The organism is Hymenobacter tibetensis (assembly GCF_022827545.1).
Taxonomy (GTDB): Bacteria; Bacteroidota; Bacteroidia; order Cytophagales; family Hymenobacteraceae; genus Hymenobacter; species Hymenobacter tibetensis.
Map to the genome: position 1 here is coordinate 2931109 of NZ_CP094669.1, position 26041 is coordinate 2957149.

Genomic DNA, 26041 nt, shown 5'->3' on the forward strand with positions numbered 1-26041 from the left:
AAAGTTGCGCAAAGCTCCAGCTTCGCGCCTCGATAAACGTTCTTTGTTGCAACGATGCGCTTTTGGTCGTTCAACACCTCGCCAAGCTGGAGCTTGGTGGTACTTTCTATGCCGCTTCGTAAACTCAGTTACAGCATTTTGTTTGCCTTGGCATTGGTGTCGGGGCTGGCGTTGTTTTTCGTGGCGCAGCTACGATTCAACTACAACTTCAACGACTTCTACCCTGCCGGCGACCCGGACCTCGACTACTATCAGCAGTATTCGGCCCGCTTCGGCAACGACAACGATTACGTGCTACTGGGTTTGGAAGCGCCCAAAGGCCAGACGGTATTCGAGCCCAGCTTTCTAAGGCGGGTTGATTCGCTGACGCGCTTTATCGGGCAGCGGCGGCACGTCACGCAGGTATCTTCCCCCACCACGGCCAGCAACCCGGTGGTGGAAGGATTGGGCGTGTTCAACATCCCGTATCTGCGCCCCAACGAACCGAGCCGCCGAGCCCAAGATTCCACGCTGGTGTACCGCACGCCGGGGCTGGTGGGCAACCTAATTTCGCCGGATGCCCGCGCCGTGACGGTGCTCTTCCAAACTTCCCCCAACCTCAGCAAGCCTCCCGGCGACTCGCTGCTGGCGGCCGTCCGCACCGAGCTGAAGCGGCAGGGCTTCTTGGAAAACGAGTACCACATGGCTGGCAAAATGGTGGCCCAGTCAGTGTTCGTGGACCGGCTGCAAATGGAGCTGATGGTCTTTATGAGCCTCTCGGTGGTGCTCGTGACCGGCCTGCTGTGGCTCACGTTCCGAACCTGGTGGGGCGTGGTGCTGCCGCTGGTGGTGGTGCTGGGCGCTATTCTGTGGGGCCTGGGGCTGATGAGTGCCTGCGGCATCAGTATTGATCTGATGACGGCCTTGCTGCCAGTGATGCTCTTCGTGGTGGGCATGTCGGATACCATCCACATCATCACGCGCTACGTGACTGAACTCGGATACGGGGCCAGCAAGAAGGACTCGTTGTGGATTGCGCTCAAGGAATCGGGGTTCGGCTCGGGACTTTCGGCCCTAACGACCAGCATCGGCTTCTTTACGCTGATGACGAGCACCATCCGGCCGATTTACAACTTCGGGCTGTTTACGGGTATCTCCGTACTACTCACGTTCATCCTCAGCTTCACGTTGTTGCCGGCCATGCTGCTGCTCTTGCGCAAGCCGCAGCTCCGGGTACCGCGCGAGGATGGCCATAGCTGGGATGGCGTGCTGGGCAAGCTGTTTCGGCGGGTGCTGGCGCGGCGGCAATGGGTGGTGGGCATTAGTGCGCTGCTGCTGATTGGCTCAGTAGCGTCCGCTTCCACCATCCGCATCAACTCGGCCCTGCTCGACGACCTCTCGGCCAACGACCCGGTGAAGCTGGATTTTCAGTTTTTCGAGCGGCAGTTTGCTGGCGTGCGGCCCTTCGAGCTGGACTTGAAGCCCGCTCCCGGCCGCACCATCTACGACTTGGCGGTGCTACGCGAAACCGAGGAAATTGAAACCTATCTGACCCAGACGTTCGGGCTGAATTTTGTGGCTTCCCCCGTCACGCTGGTAAAATCAGTGCGCAAAGCACTGAACGGCGGCTTGCTAAGCGAGTATCGCCTGCCCGATTCGGAAGTGGAGCTGCGGCGCATCACCAGTAAAATCAAGCTCTTTCGCAAGAAACCAGAGTTTCGGGCGCTGGTGTTGCCCGATGGCTCGGAGGGTCGCCTGACGGGCCGCATGCCCGATGTGGGCAGCATACGAGCCGATAAGCTGAACGCCAACTTACGCACGTTCTTGCGGCAACACACCGATGCTAGCATCCTGCAAACCCGCCTGACGGGCTCGGCCAACCTCATCGATAAAAACAACGCCACCCTCACCCGCAACATGATTACGGGCATGAGCATCGACATTGTAATGGTCACACTCATCGTGCTGGCTCTGTTTCGGAGTTTGCGCATGACGCTGGTGGTGCTCATTCCCAACCTGGTGCCCATCCTGATTGTGGCCGGCGTGATGGGGCTGGCGGGCGTAAGTATGAAGGTGAGCACCAGCATCATCTTTACCATTGCCTTCGGTATTGCCGTGGATGATACAATTCACTTCATCAGCAAGTTGAAGCTGACTTTGCTCAAGGAACCCAACCTGTTTAAAGCCGTCCGCCACACGTATCTGATGGCAGGTAAGGCCGTTATCGTTACGTCGTTGATTTTGGTGGGCGGGTTCTCGACTCTGATTTTCTCGTCGTTTGATGGTACGTTTTACGTGGGCTTGCTCATTGGACTGACGCTGCTGTTTGGCGTGGTAGCCGAGCTGACCTTGCTGCCGATTCTGATTCTCGGGTTTTACCGCCACCGGCCCAAGGAAATCCGGCAGCCCGTACCGGCGTTGGGCGGCTGACCCGAGGCAGGGTACCGAGGAAGACTTAGAACGTGTTGCCGGCGCTGCGGGCTAAAAAACACCTGCGCATATTTGCAGCTATGAAACGTCTCCTCCCTTTTCTTTTCCTGGTTCACTGCGCTGCTTTCGCTCAAACACCCACGCCCCCAACGCCTGCCGACCCGCTAACCCCGCTGATCAAGGAGCGGGAGTTGATGGTGAAACAGTACGAGGAAGCCAATGCGCAGCGCAACAGCCTGTTCGGCAACAAGCCCAGCAAGAAGGACCTCGAGGAAGTGGTGGACGCCCTGAAAGGCATCATCCGCAAAGACACTGAAATCGTGCGGGCCGTGCAAGCCGCTACCCTGCGCCGCACCGCCGACGTGCTAGCCGAGAACCAGCAGGTGAAGCAGGAAGCCACCGTAGCCCGCACCGACCAAACCAGCACCCGCCAACGCTTCTACGACCTGGAAAACCAGATTTCCAACTTACAACTCCGCGACAAACAGCGCCAAAAGAAGATGATAGAACTCCAAGCCGCCGCCGAAGAAGCTATAGAAGCTCGCACCAGTCGCGACATGCTAGCTGCCGGCCTGGCTGCATTGAGTCTGGGCTTGTTGGTTTACGTGATGAAACTGCGTGGCCAGAAACCGGCGGCGCGGCGGCGGAAGTAGTCGACCAGTATACATATGAGCCCGTCATGCCGAGGCGCAGCCGAAGCATCTCGCGTGCTGATGCTATAGTAGTAATCCGACGATACCGCGCGAGATGCTTCGACTGCGCCTCGGCACGACGTTCAGCTTAGCTTCAGGCAAAGTAAAGAATCAACCCTTCTCTCCCCCATGCTTGTTCCCGCCGCCGACTACCTAACCTATGCCGAGGCGGTGGCGCTTTACAACAACCTGCGGGAAATAGACATTATCGCCTTGGTGAAATCGGCTGGGCCGCCTACGTTTCCTTATGGGGAAGGTATGTATTACCAACTGTGGATTGAGGAAGCCGAGGCCGAGGCAGCACGGGAAACGGTGGAAGCCTTTGAGGCTGAGCGAGGTAGCCTGCGGGTGCTACGCTGCCCGAAGTGCAAGGCCCCCGACCCACTGCCTAGCCCTAGCCCGGCGTGGTGGAAACGGCTGTTTTACGCGGGTACCGTCCTGCACAAATGCCCGAACTGCGGCGCGGAATTTCCGGCCTGAACCACTACTTTGCCGGGGTCTACCGCTCCGCTTCGGCGGGCATAACCCCTGCCTCCTTGACCTGGACCGAAGAACAGGCCCGCGCCCTGATAACCGACTCCGGCACCCTGAAACGGGGCCTCGAATTAGCCGGCCCCGCCAAATGGAGCAACCTGGGCCAAACCGCCACCGCCGCCTGGGGCGAGTGCAAAGGCAGCGGCTCCAAGCCCTACCAAACCAGCATTGATCTCACCGAGCCCGCCTTTAAGTGCTCCTGTCCGAGCCGGGTGTTTCCGTGCAAGCACGGCGCTGGTTTGCTGCTGCTGCTAGTCCGCCAGCCGCAGCTTTTCGGTGGTACAGTTGCCCCTTCTTGGCTGGAAGAATGGCTGGAAAAGCGCCAGCAAACCCAGGAAAAGAAACCCGTCAAAGCCGCTCCTAAAGCCCCCGCACTCCAAGAAGCTCCGCTAGATTCGCTGGCCGCCCCGGACGCGGAAACCGCCACCGACGATACTGCCGGCGCTAAAGCTTCGCAGGCGCTACAAAAGCGCCTCACCCGCATGACGCAGGGCGCGGCGGAGCTGGAAGAATGGCTGCTCGACCTAGTACGCGCCGGTACGGCCGTGGCCAAAAGCCAGCCGCGCAGCTACTGGGAAACGCCCGCCGCCCGCCTCGTTGACAACCAGTTGCCGGGCTTAGCCAGTGTGGTGCGCGAGCTACCGGCCATCTGCCACAGCGGCCCCGACTGGCCCGACCAGCTATTAACCCGCCTTGGGGAACTGTACGTGTTGGTGCGCGCCTTCCAGCGCCTCGACCACCAGACACCGGAGGCCCGCGAGGAGATTTTGCAGCAAATCGGGGTCAACCTCAAGAAAGAAGACCTACTCGCTCGCCAGCCCACCGTCACGGATGAGTGGCAAGTGGTAGGCCTGCACACCGAAGAGGAAGACCGCCTGACCGTGCGCCGCGCCTGGCTGTGGGGCCGCCACACCGGCCGGTACGCACTGGTGCTGGAATACGCTTTCGGCAGCCAACGCTTTGCTACTGCCTTGGTGCCCAACGCCGTGTACGCCGGCGAGTTGGTTTTCTACCCTGGCCTGTTGGAGCTGCGCGCTGTTCCGGTGGCCCTCACCGTGCTGAACCCCGCCCCGCCCGACCTCGACCCACCCGGCCAAAGCCCCGCGCAGCTCCTCGATGCTTACGCCGCCGCTCTGGCCCGGCATCCGTGGCTGCGGCAATGGCCGGCCACCCTGCACGACGTGCTGCCCACCTACCTCCCCACCGACGACGCATGGGTGCTGCACCACGCCACCGAGCCGGTGGCGCTGCCCCTGCGGCTGGCCCCGGAAGCTGGGTGGCAGTTGCTGGCGGCTAGCGGCGGACAGCCCATGCGCGTGTTTGGGGAGTGGAACGGCCGCACCTTACACCTGCTGACCTACTTCGAGAGTGCGCAATAAAGCGGATACTATAACCCTCTGAAAGCCCGAGCCGCACAATGTCTAGCTCTCCAACCACTTCCTTCCCGCAACCATTCTGGCCGCAGTTGCTCCGCGTGGCCCTGCTAGGTACGCGCCAAAGCGGGGAGCCCGTGCCCGCCGTATTCGACACCGCCACCAGCAGCCCCGAAGACCGTGAAAAGCAACTCCTGCTAGCCGCTGGTACGCTAGCCTTAATGCGGCGCGCCGGCTATCAGCCACCTGTGGCGGCCCCAACTCCTGCCCCAGCGCCCCCTGACCCGGTGCCCCCTCTTGGCCCGTTAGGTAAAGCCTGTTTGCTCCGCATGCTGGAAGACGGGCAGCATACGGAGATGCTGCCCGAATATTTAGAGCAAGTAGCCGCCGCCGGGCGCCGGGTACCCGATACGCTTCTTCATCTGCTGCTGCACCATGCAGCCAGCTCGTCGGAAACGGCGGCCGTGCTGGCCCCAGTGGCTGGCACTCGGGGTCGGTGGCTGGCCGCTCTCAACCCCGCGTGGCACACGCTGCTAGCGGCTCCGTCTGCTTCCGACGTGCTCAACCTGGAGCCTTGGGAAACCGGCACCCTGCCCACGCGCCGCACCTGGCTGCGGGCTCGTTTAGAGCAGGACGCCGACGCGGCCCGCGCCTTGCTGCTAGCTACCCTGCCCACTGAGCCTGCCAAAGCCCAGGAAGCTTTCCTGGAAATCCTGGCCGATTGCCTGCACCCCGACACCGAACCCGTGCTGGAAACCCTACTTCGCGCTAGGGGCCAGGAAGTACGCCGCCAAGCCGCCGCGCTGCTGGTACAGCTCCCTGGTGCGACGCTAGTAGAACGGCTGTGGGCGCGGGCCGCGCCACTGCTAACGGTGAAGCGCGGCTTGCTGGGCCTAGGCAAAATTACGTTGGAAGTTACGCTGCCTACCACTTGGGACAAAAGCTGGCTGGCTGATGGCATCGAGGAGAAAAACGACCAATACGCCTACTACTCAGGCACCGGCAACCGGGCTACTCCGCTAGGTCCGAGCGCCATCCGGCTGGGCAATATACTGGCCCTACTCCCCCCCAGCCGCTGGACTACACACCTAGACGTTTCAGCTGACGACTTGCTGGCTGCGGCCCTAGCTTCGGAGTGGGCGGTGCCGATGCTGCCGTGCTGGGCCACAAGCACCCTCCTGCATCAGGATACCGACTTTGCGGCGGCTTTTCTGAAGCTGTGGCTGCACCAGCGCCCGACCCTGCAAAAAAACCACCTCGACCGCAACATCGATTGGGCGGCCCTCACCGAATTACTGCCCGCCGCTACCCGGCAACAGCTTCTGCTCAAGCCCATGCTGCTGCGCGTCCGGCGCCAGGAACCCCGCTGGACCGACGACCTGCTGCAGCTCCCTACGCCCTGGCCCCATGAGCTAACCACCGAAGTCCTGCAAAGCCTAAGCGCCAAGCTAACCAACTCGGCCACCCTCGAACGGTTCCACACCGACCTCTACCAGCTCAGCTACTTCATCAGCCAGCACCTCGCCCCCGCCATTGCTCCCGCCGACGCCACGTTGGTAGAAACCACCCTGCTCGCCCTACCCGAAGTACACAGTACCTTCCAGAACAGCATCCACACCATGCTCGAAACTCTCCGTTTCCGCGCCGAACTGGACGCTTCGCTAATAGAAGCTACAAGTTAAAACTAGTTTCCCTCCTCAGATGAGGAGGGGTTAGGGGTGGTTGACCTACCGTTGAACGACAACTAGTTTTGGCTTCTAGTTCTAGCTGCTCAACCACCCCTAGCCCCTCCTCACCTGAGGAGGGAAACTAGTTTTCTAGCTTCAACTCTGTCACCCCTCATCTGTCACCTACCTCAACGTATCCTATATGTCCGCCACGCCAACCGAAAACCTGCTCCGCCCACACGCCGAAGTGCTATATGCAGAAGAACTAGCCGCCCTGGCGGCAGTTGACGACCGGCCCAAACCCACCAACTGGAAACTCTCGCCGTGGGCAGTGGTAACCTACTTATTGGGCGGCAAGCTCGATAACGGGTTTGAAATCGAGCCCAAGTACATTGGGCAGCGGCGGCTGATGGAAATTGCGGTAGCCACCCTCGCCACCGATAGGGCCTTGCTGCTGCTTGGGGTGCCGGGCACGGCCAAAAGTTGGGTTTCCGAGCATCTGGTGGCAGCCATCAGTGGGCACTCCAACCTGCTGGTGCAAGGCACGGCGGGCACTTCCGAAGACGCTATCCGCTATTCCTGGAACTACGCCCGACTCATTGCCGAAGGTCCATCGTTGGGCGCGCTGGTGCCCTCGCCGCTGTTCAAGGGCATGCAGGAAGGCAGCCTCGTGCGCCTCGAAGAACTCACCCGCATCCCCTCCGACGTACAGGACACGCTCATTACCATGCTCTCGGAAAAGGTGCTGCCCATCCCCGAACTCGCCACCGAGGTGCAAGCTGCGCGCGGTTTCAACGTCATTGCCACCGCCAACGACCGGGACAAGGGCGTAAATGAACTGAGCAGTGCCCTGCGCCGCCGTTTCAACACCGTGGTACTCCCCCTCCCTACCGACCTGAGCGAGGAAGTGCGCATTGTACAAACCCGCGTCGCTAAGCAAGGCAAGGCGCTACAGTTGCCGGTAGAAGCGCCCGCCGTCGAGCAAATCAACCGCCTCGTCACCATCTTCCGGGAGCTACGCAGCGGCGTGACCGAAAACGGCAAAACCAAGCTCAAAAGCCCAAGCGGCACCCTGAGCACCGGTGAAGCCATATCCGTGATGAACAGCGGCTTGGCCCTGGCCGCCTACTTCGGCGACGGTAGCCTCCGCGCCCACGACCTGGCCGCCGGCCTCACCGGCGCCGTAGTGAAAGACCCCGTACAGGACCGCACCGTCTGGCTGGAATACCTGGAAACAGTAGTAAAAGAGCGCGACGGCTGGAAGGATTTATACCGTGCCTGCCGGGAGGTAGTAGAGTAATGGATAACGCTACTATCATCGCCCGTTTACGCAGCTTAGGTTCATTGCCAGTCGATAGCACGCCGGCCATCGACGACTTTCCCTTGCAAGAATTTGATGAACTTGTGCAGCAACTTTCCGAGCCCCTAGAACCAAGCCACTCTCTAGTTTTAATTAATCTGGGGCCTCCGCGCGACACATCTGCCTGTGGTATAGAATGGTCATTGGTTCATGCTGCCGAGAACATATCCGCTGAAGCGTTGCGCAATATCTTGCACGATGCTGACGACACGGAGGTCAGAAGCCTTATTGAGATGAGGCTAATAAACTACTTGAAAAATAATACAGAATAGTATTCTCTGGATTGATGGATACTAACGAATCTAAAGCTTCTGAAACATCTCCAGAATCATACTGGACAGCCGTTGGCAATATCATTCGCGAACGTCCTTATGGGCCAGGTGGTGCCGAAACTCGCAGCGGGACAAAGCATTTTACTCCAGGGGCTAAAGTCTATATTATCGATTGGTACGCCGGGATGTGCCAACGCATAATAGTTGTTGGGCAGCACCGCAAATCCAAACGCTTCATAACGCTATCAATTGATGTTCGGTTAGTAGAAAATCTTCGTCCAAAGGTTTGCTACGACCCAATGGCAATTGCAAAATTCAAAGAGCATTACTCGCCGAAGCCACACTACAACGCGGGCAGTATAAATTCGCTGACGAAAGAATTTGCTGAGACAGTTTGCCAAGCTGTTCCCCATTGGCAGTTCAATTACAAAACCAAGCTTGAAGGCACTACTTCTGTTGATGAAGCATAATTCAGCCATTACCAAACCTTTTTGTCCCGAGTTCAGAACTTTCTTAGCTCTCTGATGAAGAATTAGTAGTAAGGCCTGACACTATAAGCACCTTAATCTTCAGTTCATGCTTGACCTGACTACTCTATTCGATGAGTTTCAACATGAAACGCCTGCTACTAGTGAGCAGTTGTCAGCGTTGGCGGTGCAGTTACCGCAGCCGTTGCCGGAATCATACCGACAGTTTTTGCTGGCTTCCAACGGGGGGTGGGGTCGAAGCGGGACGCGGGAATTCGGCTTTTTCGGCACCGAAGAAATGGCAAGCTACTGGCGCGACTATGAGTTTGGCGAATACATGCCCGGCGCGTTACCGTTCGCCCTGAATGGTGGTGGCACTTTCTATGTATTTGACGTGCGGAACGCGCTGGTGGCAAGTGAAAGTGCCGTTTTCACCTGCGATAGTGGTGCCAATACCTGGGATACAGCCACTTTACTAGCCGCTTCTTTTCAAGAAGCCTGTCAGGTCCAATAAAGCCAAGCTTATGCTTTTCACCGACCTACTCAGCCGTCTTGACGACCTGCTCCAACACCACCGGCCTGACTACTACGCCGCCCTCAACCCACCCGCCACGACTGCGGAAATAGCCGCCTTTGAAGCGGAAGTCGGGTTGCAGCTGCCGCCGGAGCTGCGCGCGTTGTACAGTTGGCACAACGGCCAGCACGGCGGGTGCTTCGATACCCTGGAGGCCAACCACGAATGCGCCAGCCTGCGCGACATGGCCGATACCATGCGCATCAACCGGGAGCTGCTCGAAGCCGGCGACTTTGTGACGAATTGGTGGCGGCCCGGCTGGCTACCGTTCCTCACCAACGGCAACGGCGACCAGGTGTGCCTCGACCTCGAAGGCACCTTCACCGGCCAGCCGGGGCAGCTAATCGAGCACTGGCACGACTGGGAGCAGCGCGACGTCCTGTTTCCCGATCTGACCACCTGGCTGGCCGCCGTGGTGCAGGCCTACGAAACGGCCCTCACCGAAACCGCCGCCCTGACTGCCGAGCAGGTTTTCGACCTAGAGCTGGAAGCCCCGGCCGGCTTTCCCCTCGAATTTCAGGCGGGCTGATACGTCATATTCTTCCGCTACCCATAGCAATCTATGGATTCGACCTTACGCGCTATTGAAGCGCATTTTCAGGTGCCTTTGCCTGCCCTCTACGTGCAGCTTTACCAAGACGGAATGCTGGATTGGTTTCTGGATGGGGGCATTCCGAACCCCAACTGGTACCGCGACATTTATCCGCGGCTGCGGCAGCGCCCACCCGTGCTGCTCTACGCACCGGATTTCGAGCTAATTGCGCCGGAGCAAGTACTGGAACAAGACCTCATTTGCGAACCCTCGCCTGACCATCTGTTCATTCCGTTCGGCACAACCGGCGCAGGCGACTTGTACTGCTTTTACCCAACGCTAGCGGAAAACGGTCAGTACCCCGTCACGCTAACCTGGCACGACGAAGACAAAACCGAGGTTCTTGCCCCCAGCCTCGATGCCTTTATTTTCCGGGAAATGCTGGCCAAAGTCACAGCCATCGACGAATACTCCCTGGAAGGCTACTCCGACTTTGAAGCCCTGCGACAGGATTTGTTGCTCGCCGCCGACTCCATCCGGCCCTACCTGAAGCCCGCCTGGAACAACATCCTGGACACCGTCTACCGCCTACCATTGCGCACCGAAACCGTGGTACTGCCCCGCACGCAATACACCATTCAGTGCCTGCTGACAGAGGCTGAACTACAGGAAATTCTAGCCAAGGAAATGCCTTTTACCTACGCCGGCCACACCTTTTCCTGCCATCCAAAACAGCTATAGGCCAGGCTAATGCCTAGATTTTTAGTTGACGCATTCCACATATTTCCGCCAGTATGCACCTTGATTCTCTGCCCCGTATCACGCAGTGGTTAGCCACCTACGCGCCGCGCATTTTGCACGAGTCGCTGAACCCTGGTGCTACCGACGAGCAGTTGGCGGCACTAGAAGTGGCGGTGGGCAAGCCCTTGCCGGACGATTATAAGACTCTGTATCAGTGGCATAATGGGTTGGATGAGGAGGCTGAGAATTGGGGCAGTCTGTTCTATGGCATGAGTTTTTTGCCATTGGCTGAAGTGCTGGATGCTTACCTCTACCAAGCGCCTCAAACCCTAACTTCTCCCTTACTACAGGCGGCACCCACCCTGAAGAGCGCAGTAATGCAGAACCCATATTGGCTGCGGCTCGGCTTCGATGGCTCGCATGGCTGGCTGCTCGTTGATCTTGACCCAACGGAGACCGGTAGCTACGGGCAGGTGCTCTACGTGTACGAACTAGATGAAATCGGCTTTCGAGTGGCTGGCTCGGTAACGGAGCTTTTAGGCACTTTCGCCCACGACCTAGAACACGGCTTGTATACCCTCGACGAAGGAGCAGCCGAAGACGGCAACGAGTTTCTGGTGCCAGCTGCGCATATTGACCCCAGCAATTACCACCAGCCCGGCCGCTGGCAGCAAGCCCTTTCTTAAACCACGTAACCTTCGCTATGCTGACGCATCCTTTTTGGGGAACTGTAGAAGAAAGTTGGGCGGGTCTCTCGGCTGAACACCCGGTTTCGGTACCTGGCTTCGAGAAACCAGTAACGGTATTTTTAGGTGAGGAGCTGTTCGAGGAAGACGAAGAGTACGACCTTACACCCACGCAGCTCGACGAGTACGCCGCTACTTTTCAGGATTTTGTGGCCGACGCTCCACGTGTGCTAACCCAACTAAAGCAGCGTGCTTTCGAGCAGTACCAAGAGCTCTACGCTGCTTTCTACGACGACCCCGCTCAGTCGGGCGCACCGCCCCTGCATCTCACCACCGCCGACCAACACTTCGCCTACATGCAGAACTTGGGCTACCTCCGCATTTCGGATGGCAACGCTCTGCGGCTCATCATCCACTACGCCTTGGATACGGAGCACGGCCTAGAGGCCTTATTCGTGAACAACGAGCTGGCCGATATGGGCGGCATTGCGGAAACCTAAGCTGTAGCCCGCTCTATTGCCTTTCTTTACTGCGAAGCGCTAACCTCTCTTTTAATGCCCACGCCTGACCTCCGCCTCTTCGGCATCCGCCACCATGGCCCCGGTAGTGCCGCCAGCCTCCGTCACGCCCTCGATGAGTTCCGGCCCGATATTGTACTGCTGGAATGCCCCGCCGATGGAGAAGCAGCCGTGCAAACCATCATTCAGCACCCCGACCTGCGGATGCCGGTAGCGCTGCTGCTCTATAACCCCAAGCAGTACCAGCAGGCCTCGTTTCTGCCCTTCGCCACCTTCTCGCCCGAAACGCAGGCCCTTCGCTACTGCCACGAGCACGGCGCCCACCTGCGCTGCATGGATTTGCCGGCTGCATTACGATTTGCCCTGCCCGATACCGTGGAAGACATGCCCGCCGGGACCTCACTCCCTAGCCCCCTCTCCCCAGGAGAGGAGGAACTAGACATAGATTCTAGCTCTAGCTTAGGAGTAACAGAGCATGCAGCAACACCAGCCGTTAATGAACTAGAGCTAGAAGAAAAGCTAGAAACTAGTTCCTTCTCTCCTGAGGAGAGGGGGCTAGGGGGTGAGGTCCGCCGCGACCCTATCTCCTACCTGGCTGAGCTGGATGGCTACGCAGATGGGGAGCGGTGGTGGGAACTGCGCTTCGAGCACACCGCCGGCCACGCCGATACGTTTGGGGCGGTGCTGAACATGATGACAGCCTTGCGGGAGGAACTGGCTTTGCCGGAAAGCCCGGAAACCTTGCTTCGCGAAGCCTTCATGCGCGAAACGTTGCGCAATACGCTCAAGCAGGGTTACCAGCGCGTAGCGGTGGTGTGCGGGGCCTGGCACGCGCCCGTGCTCCACCCAGACCTACTTAAAAAGGAAGACAAAGCCTTGCTCAAAGGCCTCAAGAAAGTACCTATCGAAGCCACCTGGATTCCGTGGACCTACGAGCGGCTGTCGTACAGTTCGGGCTACGGGGCGGGCGTGTTGTCGCCGGCCTGGTACGAGTTGCTGTTCACCGAGCCGCATACCGAGGTGGTGACGCACTGGATGGTGCGCGCAGCACGGCTGTTGCGGGGGCAGGATTTGGATGCCTCATCGGCACATGCTATTGAGGGGGTACGGCTGGCCGAAACGCTGGCCGCTGTGCGGGGCCGGTCACTGCCGGGAATTGAGGAACTTCAAGAGGCAGCCGTGGCCATTTTGGGCGGGGGCTACGAGGAAGCCTTAAGTTTGGTGCACCGGGAACTGGTGATTGGGGTGTGCATGGGCGAGGTGCCCGCCGAGCTACCCGCCACGCCCTTGCAACAGGACCTCACGCAGCAGCAGCGCCTCACCCGCCTCAAGCCCGAAGCCGCCGCCCGCACCCTCGACCTGGATTTGCGCAAAGAGTTGGATCTGAGCCGCAGCCACCTGCTGCACCGCCTACGCCTGCTGGACGTGCCGTGGGGCCAGCCGCAGCGCGCCCAAGGAAAGGCCGGCACCTTCCACGAAATTTGGCAGCTGCAATGGCAGCCTGATTACGCTCTGCACGTGCTCGACGCCGGCCGGTGGGGCAACACCATTCTCGATGCCGCCGTGGGCCGCGCCCGCCAGCGCGCCACCGAAGCCCCCGACCTGGAAACCGTGAGCAAGCTGCTGGAAGAAGCCTTGCAAGCCGACCTCGGCCCCGCCATAGCCACCCTGGTAGCCCGCTTGGAAACTCTATCGGCCGGCACCCGCGACGTAACCCACCTACTGGCGGCCCTACCGCCGCTCGTGAACGTGCTGCGCTACGGCAACGTGCGCCGCACCGAAACCGCGCAAGTGGCGCAGGTAGTCCACCACTTGGTGCCGCGCCTGTGCATCGGCCTGCCCCAGGCCTGCACCGGCCTCGATTACGATGCCGCCCGCCAACTGCTACCCCGCATCGAAGGCACGCATCAGGCCATCCGGCTACTCCAGGACGATGCGCAGGAAGCGGACTGGTATGCGGCTCTGGCCGTGGTGCTGCGCAACCCAGCCAGTTCGGGCTTGCTGGCCGGAGCTGCCGGGCGCCTGCTGTTTGATGCACAGCAGCTTTCCTCGGAAGACGCCGGCACCGCCCTCGGCCTGGCCCTGGCGCCCGCGCAGCCCACCGCCTACGCCACCGCCTGGATAGAAGGCTTCCTGAGTGGCAGCGGCCAGCTTTTGCTACATCACCGCCCCCTCTTCGCCCTGCTCGACCAGTGGCTAGGTGAGCTGAACGAAGACACCTTCCGCGAAATAGTGCCCCTGCTACGCCGTGCCTTCACCGACTTCAGCCACCCGGAACGCCGCCAGTTGCTGGAACTGGCCGTGCAAGGCGGCCAGCCAGTGGCGGCACTGGCTGTAGCAGAGGATTTCGACCTGGAACGGGGCCAGCGGGTACTGCCGATACTGCGGGAGCTGCTAGGGTTCTAGCCCCCAGACAACGTTTTATGCTCTATAGCCTCACGTAGAGGTTGACTTAACCCGCCCAACTTTCTAGTGCTCCTTCACTACTTCGTGCTTGTTAGGCTCTCCCCTAAAAATCTATAGGAGTCGCAATATTTAGGCACCTAAATAGTTAAATACCTACTATTCGGCACGTTCCGATTTTCATTAGCATCCTCCTATTCAGTCTACAATTTATTGAGAGTTATGACTTACTCGCAACTGGCCACTTCGGCCCTGTTGGTTGGCATGTTGGGCACATCCTCATTGGTAGTCGCTCAGCAAGCGCCTCAAACTATCAGCACGGCAGTTCCAATTCTGACGTTGAGCCCCGATGCGCGCTCGGCCGCGCTTGGCCAAGCTGGCGCGGCTTCGTCTCCGGACGCCAACGCGGCATACTACAACGCAGGCAAGCTTGGGTTCGCGCCAAACCGCTTCAGTTTTTCACCTTCCTATTCGCCGTGGCTAAATCCTATCTCGCGCAACGGAGGGTTGTTGTATTTATCGGGTTATGGCAGGCTGGGGCAACGCTCGGCCTTAGGAGCTAGCTTCTTACATTTCAATCCCTATTCGGGTCTACTACGGTTCAGAGAGTCAGCCTACAGTATTTCTTATGGCCGCACGCTTGGTGAGCACTTGGGGTTGGGCGCCACAGCACGCTATATCCATTCTGCTTTCACGCAGGTTGGCGTCGATGCCAAGCCGGGCAACGCTGTGTCCTTGGACTTGGGCGTTTATTATACCAAAGACATACCGGCAGGCACTGATGCCTACTCCGTAGCGCTCGGCGCTTCTATTGCCAATATTGGCAACAAACTGACGTATACTAACCCGGCTCAAGGTGATTTCTTACCTGCGAACCTAAAGATCGGCACGGCCCTCACGCGAACATTCGGTGCATCTCATAAGCTAACATTGGTAATGGATGCTAACAAGCTTTTGGTACCTAGTCCTTACTACGAGGAAGGCCCCGTTCCCGCCGATCCAGTTGAGCGGGAGAGACGTGCTGTCCGGATTGCAGCCGAGAACCAAAAGCGGCGTGATAAATCCCCTGTCATTGGTGCTCTTAGCTCGTTTGGTGATGCATCTGGCGGCTTCCGAGAAGAACTACGCGAAATCAATTTGTCTACTGGCCTAGAATATATCTATCAGAACGCCGTGTTTGTGCGCACTGGCTATTTCTATGCGAGCCCCAGAAAGGACGACCGAAATTATCTGAGTTTCGGGGTTGGTGGACGGTACCGGACCTTTGGCATTGATGGAGCTTATCTGATTCCCAATTCCAAGAACAATCCGGTAGCGCAAACCTTACGGGTATCCTTGCACGTTTCCTTGAACAAGGAGGCTTTAGCACTAGGCACCCAGACAAGCAAGGCTGATCTATAATAGCCTTAGCTCCCTACTCGAGGCAAGGCCGCAGCAAGGGCCGCTTTTTCAGTGAACTGATCACATCACCAGCTTTTCGGCCCGAAATACGTCGTCGGCGGCTTGCAGGAGCTTGGCGCGCAGCTTGGGGTTGTACTGCGGGTGCGCCGCCAGAAACTCCCGGACGGTGCGGGCGGCGGTAGGCGTTTGGTAGGAACCAAGTGTGGCTTGCAGCCAGGAATACGGGAAGAATATGTCGCCGGTCTGCTGGATTTCTTCGAGTAGCGCCAGACATTCAGGCAGATACTTTTCGGAGGTGGCGGCGCGCAGGGGGTGGTGCAAGTAGCCAAGGGCCGAAACCACCCACGCTTCTTTTTCGCGGTTCTTATCGTCTTTCAAACTGGCAAAGAAGGCGTCGCGCGTGGCTACCTCCGGGGCCAGGGCCGGCATCAGGAACTCCATGCGCTTTTGGCGGTCGGGGTTCTGGATGCGGGCGAGTTGCGCGGGTAGAATCGGTTTGGCGGCCGGGTAGTCGCGCACGGCTAACGCTAGGGCCAGGGCGGTGTAGTCGTCTTCGGTGAGCTTGATACCGGTGGGCGCCTGCTGCTTGTTCCAAATGTCGTAGAGCCGGGTTTGGGCCTCCTTGGTCAGGGCCACCGATTGGTAGGCTTTGAAAAGCAGCTTTTTGGAGTTGGGTGCCGGGTTTTGCTGCATAGTTTGCCACAGCTCTTTCTCCAGGGTCGGGGCCAGCGCAACGCGCTCCTCAGGCTTGAGCAACCGCCAGAAGATGTCGGTGGCCTGACCCGTGAGCAGCTTGATGTTCAACTCTTCTTTCTCTTTGGGCAATACCTGGCGGTACACTTCCAGCAGCTGCTGCTGCGCAATGGCGCGCCCGTTGAGCATGTTCTCGTAGAAGTTGACGTAGGCCGTGGCGCGGGCCACCGGATTTTGCAGCTTGGCTAGGTTGGCCGTCAGGTGCTTATCGATCGGGAAGACGCCGTAGCCCAAGCCCGTGGAGTTAAACAAAATGAACGTGGGCGCGGCCTCCCCAACGGCCTCCGGTAGTGCCACTTGGCGCTGGTTCATGTTCACGGTCAACTCCTTCACCCGGTCGGGGTACACTAACAGCACCTCAAACAGCTGCGGCCACAGCCGGTCGGATGTGTCTTCGGCTTGCTGCGTGAGTTCAAGGCTGGTAATCTTACCGTTTGCCGTTTCCAAGGCGTAGTCGAACACCGGGCGGCCGGGCTGGTTCACCCACACTTGGTTCCAGGCCTGCAGGTCGGCGGGGGTGCGGGCGTCGAGGATCTGGATGAGGTCGGGCCAGGTGGCGTTGCCGAAAGCGTACTTCTTGAGGTACTCCTGCAACCCCTGGCGGAAGGGCTCCTCCCCCATCAGTCGCTCCAACTGCCGCATCATGATGGGCGCTTTGTGGTAGATGATGTTGCCGTAGAGCGAGCCGGCATCTTTTAGATTTTCCAGATCCTGGCGGATGGGGTTGGCCCCCGTGGTCCGGTCTACGCCGTAGGCCGCCGGATAGTGGTCGATGACGAACTTGAGGTCGTAGTTGGAGTTAGCAACGGCTATTTGGGTGATTTTGTCGGCCATGAAGTTGGCAAACACTTCCTTCATCCACACATCGTTGAACCACTGCATGGTCACCAGGTCGCCGAACCACATGTGCGCGGTTTCGTGGCTGATGAGGTTGGAGCGGCTGATTTTCTGGTCCTGCGTGGCGCCTTCGTCCAGAAACAGCGTGCTGGCTTTGTAGTCGATGGCGCCCACGTGCTCCATGCCGCCATACTGGAAATCAGGCAGCGCCACGAAATCGAACTTGCGGAACGGATACGAAATGGCGGTGTATTTCTCCAAGAATTTCAGCGCATCGGCGTGAATCTGGAAAATGGGGTTTAGGCTCAACTTCAGCTTGTCTTTATCCGTCTCACGATGCAGAAACTGCATTTCGCGGCCCGCCAAGGTGCGGGAAATGCGCGTGAACTTGCCCGCCGCAAACGAGAACAAGTAGGTGCTGATGGTATCCGACGGCGCGAAGCGGAACGTCTTGCTCTCCGCCGTGACGGTGGAATCCTGCAAGGGCCCGTTGGCCATGGCCTGCCAGGTTTTCGGGACCGTCAGAGCTAGCGTGAACGAGGCTTTGAGGTTGGGCTGGTCGAAGACCGGAAACACCGTGCGGGCGCGGTCGGGCACTAGCAGCGTGTACAGGTAGTCGTCGTTGCGGTTGAGGCTCTGGTTGCCGGCAATAAACTCGATGCGCACCTCATTTAGGCCAGGTTTTAGGCTGACGGCCGGCAATACCAAGTGCTCTTCTCGAAAATCAACGGCTACCGTCTTGCCGTTGATGGTCAAGCTTTTCACGTGGTCAGCTTGCTCTTTGAAATCGAGCTGCACCGGCTGGTTGGCGTCGGTCAGGTGAAATGTGATGGTCTCGGAGGCAGCAATCGGCTCGTTTTTTTGAGGCGGTACGGCTAGCGTCAACCGGTAGCCAAGCCGGGAGATACGGCGGGCACGGTCCTGCGCCAGCTCTAGGCTCACGCCCGGCACTACTGCCACGGCAGGCGCGGTCACCACGGGCTTGACGTCGGAAACGGTTGGTTTTGTCACGCAGCTTGTAACGCAAACGGCCAGCGCAAAGGCCGCGCCGTGTATAGTGGTGCTATGCTGAAGTTTCATCAGTGGATTCCATCAAGTCGAAAACCCAAGATAGAGCAGTTTCCGCGTCCACCAGTCTGTCGCGCCACATAGCACGCCCGCCGTTCTTAATGTCCTACTGCGCTTCCATGCTCTTTAAGTATTTGGATTTAAGCCTACTATAAAAGTCAGTCCCTATCATATGATGTTGCGCATCTAGCAGTTAGAAGTGGAATCGTTGAGCATTCCCAAGAACGTTATGCTGAGCTTGTCGAAGCATCTCTACCGCTTTGTCCTCACGTCAGAAGTTTAGTTTGGCGAGAGAAATGCTTCGGCAAGCTCAGCACGTGAGATACTTCGGCGGCACCTCTGCATGACGGTTAGTTTGATAACGTCAGCACACAAACAGTGATGTTGCCTCAGCGTAACGGGCTGTAGTATTGCTCAGGCGTCCGTCAACCACCCCTAGCCCCTCCTCAGCTGAGGAGAGGAACTAGCTTCCAGTTTTCTTTATGATCTAGCTCTTTAAATGTTCTTAGCCTTTCTTAGAGAATTCAATCCCACTTTACCTAATGCTTCCTTCGCCTGGCAATCTTACCACTGACACACCAGTGCAGCTCTACGCGCTAGGCGACTCGGCCATCGTGTTGCAGTTTGGCGACGCCATCAGCCCAGAAACGCACCGCGCTATTCAGGCGGTGGGGACTTATTTGGAAGAACATCCATTTCCTGGCTTCATAGAGCACGTGCCGGCCTTCACCACGCTTACAGTGTATTACAACCCCTGGCTGGCCAGCCAGGCCGGGCGCCTCGACCCGTACGCCGAGGTAGCCCGCCAGCTACAGGAACTGCTCAGCCAAGTACAGGTGCCAGCTGACTCTGCTGCTGCGCCGATAGTGGAAATTTCGGTGTGCTACGGCGGGAGCTTCGGACCCGATTTAGAGTGGGTGGCCCGCCATACTGCACTGACGCCAGAGCAAGTGGTTGCCTTGCATACGGCGCCGGAATATCGGGTATACATGATAGGGTTTGCGCCGGGATTCCCGTATTTGGGGGGCATGAACGAGCAACTGGCGGCCCCGCGCAAAGACCAGCCCCGCGCCGAGGTACCGGCTGGCTCAGTGGGCATTGCGGGCAAACAAACCGGCATTTACTCCCTACCCACGCCGGGCGGCTGGCAGCTGATTGGCCGCACCCCGCGGCGCCTGTTCACGCCCGAAGCGGCATCGCCGAGCTTGTTGCGGGCGGGGCAGCGGCTGCGGTTTGTGTCTATCACCGAAGACGAGTTCCACCAATTGCAGGAGCATGAGTCTTAGTGTGATTCGGCCGGGGATGCTGACCACCGTGCAGGATGCAGGGCGCTTCGGCTACCGGCAGGCCGGCGTTATCGTGAGCGGGCCAATGGACACGCAGGCGCTGCGGCAAGCTAACCTACTGGTCGGCAACCCGCAGGGGGCGGCGGGCCTGGAAATCACACTGCGCGGACCTACTATCCAGTTTGAAGCCGACCACCTGATTGTCCTGACCGGCGCCGACCTCTCGCCGACTCTCAACGGCCAGCCGGTGCCCCTACGGCGGCCCGTTGCCGTAACGCGCGGCTGCGAATTAACCTTTGGGGTGGCCCGGAGCGGATGCCGAGCCTACCTGGCGGTGTCGGGTGGGTTGGCAGTTCCCGAAGTGCTTAACAGCCGAGCCACGTATCTGCGCGCGGGCATCGGTGGTTTCGAGGGCCGCGCCTTGCAGGCCGGCGACGTGGTGCCAGTGGCCGAGCCTACGGAACTCGGTAGCCAACTGCGCGCACATCTAACCACTCCTCACCCCGCCCGGCCGTGGGTGGCGGCAAGTTGGAGCATTGCGCCGTCGTGGCCGGTCTCACTTACCCGAACGGCAACCATCCGGGTTATGCGAGGCCCGGAGTACAACCAATTCACTGAAACCAGCCAGCAGGCTTTCTGGACGCAGAAATTCACCGTCACGCCAAGCTCCGACCGCATGGGCTACCGGCTGCACGGCCTGGAATTGCAACGCCACAACCACCAGGAAACCCTGTCCACGGCCGTTACTTTCGGCACGGTGCAGGTCCCGGCTGGTGGTCTTCCCATTATCTTGATGGCCGACCACCAAACCACTGGTGGCTACCCGCGCATCGCGCAGGTCATCTCAACTGACTTTTCACTGCTCGCCCAACTGCCGATGGGTGGTAAGTTGCGCTTTCAGGAAGTGACGCTGGCCGAAGCCCACCACGCCTATCTGCATCAGGAACAAACCCTTCATCAACTCGCTCGAGCCATCCAGCTCACTGTCCGCCACCAATGACCCAACCGTACTCCGTCGATTTGAACTGCGACATGGGGGAAAGCTTCGGCGCCTACTCCCTAGGCCACGACGAAGCCATTTTGCCTTTCGTCACGTCGGCTAACATTGCCTGCGGCTTCCACGCCGCCGACCCTGCCATTATGAAGCGCACCGTGCGTCTGGCCTTGCAGCACCAGGTAGCTATCGGCGCCCACCCTGGCCTGCCCGATTTAGTGGGTTTCGGGCGACGCGAAATGGCTATTTCCGCCGAGGAAGCTTATGATATGACGGTCTACCAGATCGGCGCGTTGCAAGCTTTTGTGCGGGCCGAAGGTGGCACCTTACACCACGTGAAGCCCCACGGCGCGCTCTACAACATGGCCGCCGTGAACCCCGCGCTGGCCGAGGCCATTGCCGAAGCCGTGTATCGGGTGCACCCGGAAGCCTGCCTCTACGGCCTGGCTGGCAGCGCCCTGATTAGCGCCGGCCAAAAGCTCGGTCTGGCCACCGCCTACGAGGTTTTCGCCGACCGCACCTACCAGCCCAACGGCACGCTCACCCCCCGCCGCCAGCCCAATGCCCTGCTCACCGATGCCACCGCCGCCATCAACCAAGTAATCCGCATGGTGAAGGAAGGCCACGTGCGGGCCTTGTCGGGGGAAGATGTGGCCATTCAGGCCGATACCGTGTGCATCCACGGCGACGGCGCGCACGCTCTGGAGTTTGCCCAACAGATTCGGGCCCGGCTACAGCAGGAAGGCATCAACGTGCAGGCTGGCCTGCGCACCCCCACCGCATGAGGCCGGCCCGCAATTGGGGGGTGCTGCTCGGTGCCGCGTTCCTGATGGCCACCTCGGCGGTTGGTCCCGGCTTCCTCACCCAAACCACCGTCTTCACTGAATCCTTGGGCGCCAGCTTTGGCTTCGTGATTCTGACTTCCATCATCATCGATATCGGCGTGCAGCTGACGGTCTGGCGGGTTATTGCGGTGGCGGAAATGCGGGCGCCCGACATTGCCAACCGGGTGCTGCCGGGCCTCGGCGGCTTTATTTCCGCCCTTATCGTGCTCGGCGGTCTGGCCTTCAACATCGGCAACGTGGGCGGCGCGGGCCTCGGCTTGCAGGTGCTCACCGGCCTTCCGGTCACGACTTGCGCGCTGCTGGCGGCGGCTATGTCCTTGGCGGTATTTCTGGTGCGCGAGGCCGGGCCAGTTATGGACCGGTTCGTACAAGTCATGGGCGTGGTAATGATCCTGATTATCATTTACGTAGCCGTTACCACCAACCCGCCCGTAGCCGAAGCCGCCCTGCGTACGGTGGCGCCCTCCCGCATCGACTTTACGTCCATCATCACCCTGGTTGGGGGCACGGTGGGCGGCTACATCACCTTTTCCGGCGGCCACCGCCTCCTCGACGCGGGCATTAAAGGACCGGCCTCCCTGCCCCACGTGACGCAAAGCGCCATTATGGGCGTTTCGGTAGCTTCCCTGATTCGGGTGTTCCTGTTTCTGGCTACGCTTGGGGTGGTGAGCCGCGGGCTAGCTATTGATGCCAGCAACCCACCGGCGTCGGTGTTTCAGCTGGCGGCCGGACAGGTGGGCTACAAGCTCTTTGGCGTGGTGATGTTTGCGGCGGCCATTACGTCTATTATTGGCTCGGCGTACACTTCTATCTCCTTCCTGAAGTCTCTGCTTCCAGGCGTTGCTGCCCACGAAAACCGCTTTATCATTGCCTTCATCGTTGTATCGACGCTGGTTTTCGTAACCATCGGCAAGCCCGTGAGCCTACTAGTTTGGGCCGGAGCGCTAAATGGCTTTATCTTACCGATTACCCTCGCAACCTTGCTTATAGCCGCCTACCGCCGCGACATAATCGGCACCTACCGGCACCCGCTGTGGCTGGCCGTATTTGGTCTGGCAGTCGTTCTGGTGATGACCGGCATGAGCGGCACCGTGCTGGTGGAGCAGGTGTCAGGGCTGTTCAAATAAATACTTGTTGTTTACTTGACCGTCAGGCTGAGCTTGTATTGGTACTGTCATGCTGAGCGGAGGCGCAACCGAAGTCGAAGCATCTCGCGTGCTGACGCAAGAGCAGTATACACCACACTAGCAAGATGCTTCGACTTCGGCTGCGCCTCCGCCTCCGCTCAGCATGACGGTCTACAGTAATTCCTTTATCTAGCTGCTCCTCCCCTTCTGCTATGAAACTCGTTTACCGCCTACTCGCCGTTACGCTACCGCTGCTAGCGGCAGGCTATGCCAGCCAACAGATCACGCAAGCTCCCTATGACCTCGTTATCACCCATGCCAATGTGGTGGACGTGGAAACCGGCCGGGTACTGCCCGATCAAATGCTTGGCGTAAGTGGTGGCCTGATTCAGCAGCTAAGCAAGTCGACCACTGCCCCACCAGCCGCCAAAAAAACGCTAGACGCCCGCGGCAAGTACCTGATTCCGGGCCTGTGGGACATGCACGTGCACTTCCGGGGCGGCGACTCGCTTATCATGGCCAACCGCAACTTGCTGCCGCTTTATCTGGCCCACGGCATTACCACCGTGCGCGACGCCGGCGGCGACCTGACGCCCGCGGTTTTCTCCTGGCGCCAACAAATCCGGTCCGGACAGTTGGCCGGACCTACCATCTACACCTCCGGCCCCAAAATAGATGGCCCCAAAGCATTTTGGGCCGGTTCACTGGAAGTGGAGACGCCCGCGCAAATCGAGAAGGCGCTGGATTCGTTGCAGGCCCTGAAGGTGGATTACGTGAAGCTCTACGAAAGCACCATCTCCCGCGACGCCTTCCTCAATACCATTACCGCTGCTGAAAAACGGGGCATGACCACCACCGGCCACATGCCCTACACCGCCACCTTGCGCGAAGCTTCCGAGCGGGGCCTCGATGCGTCGGAGCACCTCTATTACGTGTTTAAAGGTTGCTCGGCCAAAGAAGACAGCATCACCAAGGCTGTGCAAACGAGCCTGAGCACGCCCAAGCCGCTCGGTTTGTTTGCCGTGTTGCCCGCCATCTACCGCACCTACGACCCCGCCACGGCCACCCGCCTCCATCGTACGTTGGTAGCCAACAAAACCGCCGTCGTGCCCACGCTCTACATCCAGAAGCTGCTGGCCGAACTCCCCGAAACCGACCACTCCCGCGACACGCTGCTCGCCTACATCGACCCCAAGATTCAAGCCACCTATACCCGCCGCCTGGCGGGTGCCCGGGCGCAATCCGCCGCCACTCGCGCTTTCAATAAGCAGCTCGGGGCCAAATTCACAACTCTGGTACCCGCCATGCAAAAAGCCGGCGTAACGCTATTAGCCGGCTCCGACAGCGGCGCGTCCAACTCCTACGTCTACCCTGGCACCTCCCTGCTCGGCGAGCTGGAATTGATGGTACAAGCCGGCCTCACTCCCGTACAGGCGCTGCAAGCCGCCACCATCAACGGCGCGCGGTTTCTGAAAGCCGACAAACGCTCCGGCACCATCCAAAAAGGCAAAGACGCCGACTTCGTCCTCCTAGACCAGAATCCGCTAGCCAACATCACCAATCTGCGCAAAATCAACACGGTCATCACCCACGGTAAAGTCTACACCACTACCGACTTGCGTCAGATGCTGCAAGCCGTAAAACACTAAGCGCAAAGATTAGGGCTAGAATCTTTTAGTTGTTTTATTCACTCTAGCTTTAGAAAAAAGAAGCGCCTATGCCTGTTCGTGACATCCTGCAACTCGGCCACCCTATTCTGCGCCAGATAGCCCAACCCGTTGCTGATCCGACTGCGCCGGCCGTGGCAGCCCTCGTAACGGATCTGACGGATACCGTGGCCCACTGGCGGGAAACCACCGGCTACGGCCGCGCCATTGCGGCCCCGCAGATTGGCGAGTTGCAGCGCGTGATTTTGCTACGTCTGCCGGGCCGGCCAGTGTGGCCGTTCATCAACCCGAGCATCGTGGCCCACAGCCCCGAGAAAATGGTGGTGTGGGATGCCTGCCTGTCGTTTCTATCGATTTTCATGCAGGTGGAGCGCTACGAGTGGATTACGGTGCGTTACCAGGACCTCACTGGCCAGTGGCACGAAACCCACGCCGGCCGCGAAAACGACCTCGCCGAACTACTCCAGCACGAAATTGACCACCTCGACGGCATCCTCTCCATCGACCGAATGGTAGACGTTAAAACCCTCTGCTCCCGCGAGGAATTCGAGCGCCAATACCGCGCCGACAGCCCGTATGGCCGGTCTTGAGCGAGCCACTTGACGCCTAAATTGTCCTGCTGAACCTGTGTCGCATCGAGCCAGGAGTGCGTTGAGGCCGAAGCATCAGCATTTCGCACGCTGCCAAAGTAACTGTCATGCTGAGCGGAGTGGAGGCATCTCGTGTGGTGTCGTTGCCACGACAGAATGGCTTACCACCCTAGCGAGATGCTTCGTTGCACTGCGCTCAGCATGGCGGATGGTTTCGATAGTTTCGGGTAAGCCAAGATTCATCTGTACCGCCTTACCTTTCGGACAATGGCAAATATCTATTCCCCCTTCGTCGTCTACGATTTACAGGAGCACGCCACACCCGAGCGCAAGTACCGGATTGTGGTGGATCTGTCGGAGATGGACGACTACTACAACGTGTTCGAGAAGCATGGGTACAGCGGCAGCGGCGCTTCATGGGCCGAGCACATCGAAACCATTCTGGAAGAGCACGCACCTGAACTGCTGGATCATGTGGAGCTGGCCGGCGAAGGCGAAATCTTCCGTGCGTATGCGGATAGCCGCGCCACGGCCGAGCAATTTCTGCGCTTAGTGCACCCCATTTTCGGCGACCTTGGCAGTTTAAATAAGTACCTCAGTCAAACCGACCCCGGCGACTTTTTTGAATGAAGAGACTTTTCTTGAACTAGCATTTACTCTACCCAATGGTCGCCCCGACTACACCACCGCAATTCACATTCAACCCGAATGCCTACCAAGTGGGCCTTTTCGAGCAACAAGACATCGTATGTGAGTGTTGCCAGCAACCACGGGCGTACAACTATGCCGGGCCAATATACTGCGTAGCCGATGTCGAGGAGTTGTGCCCTTGGTGTATTGCGGATGGCTCAGCAGCGCGAAAATGGGACGCAGAATTTCAGGACTGGGTTTCGGTAGAAGGCCACGACCCAAACCCAACCGGCGCCGCGGCCGCACCTATCAATTCGGCTTCGCTGGATGAGGTGCTGTTTCGGTCGCCAGCTTATAACTCCTGGCAGCAAGGCGTGTGGCTGACGCACTGCCAGGACATGTGCGTATTTCTAGGCTATGTGGGCGGCAACGACATTCGGCCCTTGCTCGATGAATTGCGGCCAGATTTGAGAGCGTGGCCTAATGAAGACTTTCTGCTGCGTAATCTCTCGGCCGATGGTAGCCTGACCGGCTACCTATTTCAGTGCCGCCATTGTGGCCAGCACCGCCTGCATATCGACTGCAATTAAGTAGCTTCCGCCCTTCCATTATCTG

Annotated in this window: 24 protein-coding genes; 23 read left to right on the forward strand and 1 reads right to left on the reverse strand. The window is 59.1% G+C overall.

Annotation, left to right across the window (positions count from 1 at the left end):
• Nucleotides 1–108 precede the first annotated feature (108 nt).
• From MTX78_RS11745 to porV, 15 genes are all read left to right on the forward strand, one after another.
• Entirely contained in the window at nt 109–2409 is a 2301-nt protein-coding gene (locus MTX78_RS11745; protein WP_243794062.1) for an efflux RND transporter permease subunit, read from the forward strand.
• Nucleotides 2410–2489: 80 nt separating this feature from the next.
• Entirely contained in the window at nt 2490–3062 is a 573-nt protein-coding gene (locus tag MTX78_RS11750; protein ID WP_243794064.1) for a hypothetical protein, read from the forward strand.
• A 168-nt stretch (nt 3063–3230) separates the two neighbouring features.
• The gene (locus tag MTX78_RS11755; RefSeq protein WP_243794065.1) at nt 3231–3581 is read left to right on the forward strand and encodes a hypothetical protein; all 351 of its coding nucleotides are present in this window, start codon (nt 3231–3233) and stop codon (nt 3579–3581) included.
• Nucleotides 3548–5014 (forward strand): SWIM zinc finger family protein, encoded by a 1467-nt coding sequence (locus tag MTX78_RS11760; protein ID WP_243794067.1) that lies wholly within the window; start codon nt 3548–3550, stop codon nt 5012–5014. Before MTX78_RS11755 ends, MTX78_RS11760 begins: the two co-directional genes overlap by 34 nt.
• A gap of 38 nt (nt 5015–5052) precedes the next feature.
• Complete coding sequence (locus tag MTX78_RS11765; RefSeq protein WP_243794068.1) at nt 5053–6690, forward strand: DUF5691 domain-containing protein; 1638 nt, start codon at nt 5053–5055, stop codon at nt 6688–6690.
• A gap of 187 nt (nt 6691–6877) precedes the next feature.
• Nucleotides 6878–7975, forward strand: coding sequence for an ATP-binding protein (locus MTX78_RS11770; protein ID WP_243794070.1), 1098 nt, complete (start codon nt 6878–6880; stop codon nt 7973–7975).
• Nucleotides 7975–8307 carry a hypothetical protein gene (locus tag MTX78_RS11775; protein WP_243794071.1) on the forward strand — a complete coding sequence of 111 codons (333 nt, stop codon included), beginning with the start codon at nt 7975–7977 and terminating at the stop codon, nt 8305–8307. The genes MTX78_RS11770 and MTX78_RS11775 overlap by 1 nt, the downstream gene beginning before the upstream one ends.
• Nucleotides 8308–8321: 14 nt before the next feature.
• Nucleotides 8322–8777 carry a hypothetical protein gene (locus MTX78_RS11780; protein WP_243794073.1) on the forward strand — a complete coding sequence of 152 codons (456 nt, stop codon included), beginning with the start codon at nt 8322–8324 and terminating at the stop codon, nt 8775–8777.
• 106 nt (nt 8778–8883) lie between these two features.
• Complete coding sequence (locus MTX78_RS11785) at nt 8884–9288, forward strand: SMI1/KNR4 family protein (RefSeq protein WP_243794075.1); 405 nt, start codon at nt 8884–8886, stop codon at nt 9286–9288.
• Between the two features lie 10 nt (nt 9289–9298).
• Nucleotides 9299–9877: an SMI1/KNR4 family protein gene (locus tag MTX78_RS11790; protein WP_243794076.1), complete on the forward strand. Its 579-nt coding sequence runs from the start codon at nt 9299–9301 to the stop codon at nt 9875–9877.
• A 33-nt stretch (nt 9878–9910) separates the two neighbouring features.
• On the forward strand, nt 9911–10621 hold the full coding sequence (locus MTX78_RS11795; RefSeq protein ID WP_243794078.1) for an SMI1/KNR4 family protein: 711 nt from the start codon (nt 9911–9913) through the stop codon (nt 10619–10621).
• 53 nt (nt 10622–10674) lie between these two features.
• On the forward strand, nt 10675–11307 hold the full coding sequence (locus tag MTX78_RS11800) for an SMI1/KNR4 family protein (RefSeq protein ID WP_243794080.1): 633 nt from the start codon (nt 10675–10677) through the stop codon (nt 11305–11307).
• Between the two features lie 17 nt (nt 11308–11324).
• The gene (locus tag MTX78_RS11805; RefSeq protein ID WP_243794082.1) at nt 11325–11807 is read left to right on the forward strand and encodes a DUF6985 domain-containing protein; all 483 of its coding nucleotides are present in this window, start codon (nt 11325–11327) and stop codon (nt 11805–11807) included.
• A 54-nt stretch (nt 11808–11861) separates the two neighbouring features.
• Nucleotides 11862–14231, forward strand: a complete 2370-nt coding sequence (locus MTX78_RS11810) for a DUF5682 family protein (RefSeq protein WP_243794084.1) — start codon at nt 11862–11864, stop codon at nt 14229–14231.
• Nucleotides 14232–14450: 219 nt separating this feature from the next.
• Complete coding sequence (porV, locus tag MTX78_RS11815) at nt 14451–15629, forward strand: type IX secretion system outer membrane channel protein PorV (protein WP_243794092.1); 1179 nt, start codon at nt 14451–14453, stop codon at nt 15627–15629.
• A gap of 60 nt (nt 15630–15689) precedes the next feature.
• On the opposite strand, the gene MTX78_RS11820 is transcribed toward porV, so the two are convergent.
• The gene (locus MTX78_RS11820; protein ID WP_243794094.1) at nt 15690–18299 is read right to left on the reverse strand and encodes a M1 family metallopeptidase; all 2610 of its coding nucleotides are present in this window, start codon (nt 18297–18299) and stop codon (nt 15690–15692) included.
• A gap of 530 nt (nt 18300–18829) precedes the next feature.
• On the opposite strand from MTX78_RS11820, the gene pxpB reads away from it, so the two are divergent.
• The 8 genes from pxpB to MTX78_RS11860 all read left to right on the forward strand — a co-directional run bounded on the left by pxpB (nt 18830) and on the right by MTX78_RS11860 (nt 26016).
• Entirely contained in the window at nt 18830–19573 is a 744-nt protein-coding gene (gene pxpB, locus MTX78_RS11825) for a 5-oxoprolinase subunit PxpB (RefSeq protein ID WP_243794095.1), read from the forward strand.
• Entirely contained in the window at nt 19563–20573 is a 1011-nt protein-coding gene (locus MTX78_RS11830) for a 5-oxoprolinase subunit C family protein (RefSeq protein ID WP_243794096.1), read from the forward strand. Before pxpB ends, MTX78_RS11830 begins: the two co-directional genes overlap by 11 nt.
• Entirely contained in the window at nt 20570–21352 is a 783-nt protein-coding gene (locus MTX78_RS11835) for a LamB/YcsF family protein (RefSeq protein WP_243794097.1), read from the forward strand. Before MTX78_RS11830 ends, MTX78_RS11835 begins: the two co-directional genes overlap by 4 nt.
• A complete protein-coding gene (locus MTX78_RS11840; protein ID WP_243794098.1) occupies nt 21349–22539 on the forward strand; it encodes an NRAMP family divalent metal transporter in 1191 nt (396 codons plus the stop codon). Before MTX78_RS11835 ends, MTX78_RS11840 begins: the two co-directional genes overlap by 4 nt.
• 212 nt (nt 22540–22751) lie before the next feature.
• Nucleotides 22752–24188 (forward strand): amidohydrolase family protein, encoded by a 1437-nt coding sequence (locus tag MTX78_RS11845; RefSeq protein WP_243794099.1) that lies wholly within the window; start codon nt 22752–22754, stop codon nt 24186–24188.
• A 68-nt stretch (nt 24189–24256) separates the two neighbouring features.
• A complete protein-coding gene (locus MTX78_RS11850) occupies nt 24257–24796 on the forward strand; it encodes a peptide deformylase (protein ID WP_243794100.1) in 540 nt (179 codons plus the stop codon).
• 267 nt (nt 24797–25063) lie between these two features.
• Nucleotides 25064–25426, forward strand: coding sequence for an Imm51 family immunity protein (locus MTX78_RS11855; protein ID WP_243794103.1), 363 nt, complete (start codon nt 25064–25066; stop codon nt 25424–25426).
• Between the two features lie 35 nt (nt 25427–25461).
• On the forward strand, nt 25462–26016 hold the full coding sequence (locus tag MTX78_RS11860; protein WP_243794104.1) for a CbrC family protein: 555 nt from the start codon (nt 25462–25464) through the stop codon (nt 26014–26016).
• Nucleotides 26017–26041 lie beyond the last annotated feature (25 nt).

Coding starts and splice junctions, on each gene's coding strand:
- MTX78_RS11745 (WP_243794062.1), top strand. CDS start 109: ATGCCGCTTCGTAAACTCAGTTACAGCATTTTGTTTGCCTTGGCATTG.
- MTX78_RS11750 (WP_243794064.1), top strand. CDS start 2,490: ATGAAACGTCTCCTCCCTTTTCTTTTCCTGGTTCACTGCGCTGCTTTC.
- MTX78_RS11755 (WP_243794065.1), top strand. CDS start 3,231: ATGCTTGTTCCCGCCGCCGACTACCTAACCTATGCCGAGGCGGTGGCG.
- MTX78_RS11760 (WP_243794067.1), top strand. CDS start 3,548: ATGCCCGAACTGCGGCGCGGAATTTCCGGCCTGAACCACTACTTTGCC.
- MTX78_RS11765 (WP_243794068.1), top strand. CDS start 5,053: ATGTCTAGCTCTCCAACCACTTCCTTCCCGCAACCATTCTGGCCGCAG.
- MTX78_RS11770 (WP_243794070.1), top strand. CDS start 6,878: ATGTCCGCCACGCCAACCGAAAACCTGCTCCGCCCACACGCCGAAGTG.
- MTX78_RS11775 (WP_243794071.1), top strand. CDS start 7,975: ATGGATAACGCTACTATCATCGCCCGTTTACGCAGCTTAGGTTCATTG.
- MTX78_RS11780 (WP_243794073.1), top strand. CDS start 8,322: ATGGATACTAACGAATCTAAAGCTTCTGAAACATCTCCAGAATCATAC.
- MTX78_RS11785 (WP_243794075.1), top strand. CDS start 8,884: ATGCTTGACCTGACTACTCTATTCGATGAGTTTCAACATGAAACGCCT.
- MTX78_RS11790 (WP_243794076.1), top strand. CDS start 9,299: ATGCTTTTCACCGACCTACTCAGCCGTCTTGACGACCTGCTCCAACAC.
- MTX78_RS11795 (WP_243794078.1), top strand. CDS start 9,911: ATGGATTCGACCTTACGCGCTATTGAAGCGCATTTTCAGGTGCCTTTG.
- MTX78_RS11800 (WP_243794080.1), top strand. CDS start 10,675: ATGCACCTTGATTCTCTGCCCCGTATCACGCAGTGGTTAGCCACCTAC.
- MTX78_RS11805 (WP_243794082.1), top strand. CDS start 11,325: ATGCTGACGCATCCTTTTTGGGGAACTGTAGAAGAAAGTTGGGCGGGT.
- MTX78_RS11810 (WP_243794084.1), top strand. CDS start 11,862: ATGCCCACGCCTGACCTCCGCCTCTTCGGCATCCGCCACCATGGCCCC.
- porV (WP_243794092.1), top strand. CDS start 14,451: ATGACTTACTCGCAACTGGCCACTTCGGCCCTGTTGGTTGGCATGTTG.
- MTX78_RS11820 (WP_243794094.1), bottom strand. CDS start 18,299: ATGAAACTTCAGCATAGCACCACTATACACGGCGCGGCCTTTGCGCTG.
- pxpB (WP_243794095.1), top strand. CDS start 18,830: ATGCTTCCTTCGCCTGGCAATCTTACCACTGACACACCAGTGCAGCTC.
- MTX78_RS11830 (WP_243794096.1), top strand. CDS start 19,563: ATGAGTCTTAGTGTGATTCGGCCGGGGATGCTGACCACCGTGCAGGAT.
- MTX78_RS11835 (WP_243794097.1), top strand. CDS start 20,570: ATGACCCAACCGTACTCCGTCGATTTGAACTGCGACATGGGGGAAAGC.
- MTX78_RS11840 (WP_243794098.1), top strand. CDS start 21,349: ATGAGGCCGGCCCGCAATTGGGGGGTGCTGCTCGGTGCCGCGTTCCTG.
- MTX78_RS11845 (WP_243794099.1), top strand. CDS start 22,752: ATGAAACTCGTTTACCGCCTACTCGCCGTTACGCTACCGCTGCTAGCG.
- MTX78_RS11850 (WP_243794100.1), top strand. CDS start 24,257: ATGCCTGTTCGTGACATCCTGCAACTCGGCCACCCTATTCTGCGCCAG.
- MTX78_RS11855 (WP_243794103.1), top strand. CDS start 25,064: ATGGCAAATATCTATTCCCCCTTCGTCGTCTACGATTTACAGGAGCAC.
- MTX78_RS11860 (WP_243794104.1), top strand. CDS start 25,462: ATGGTCGCCCCGACTACACCACCGCAATTCACATTCAACCCGAATGCC.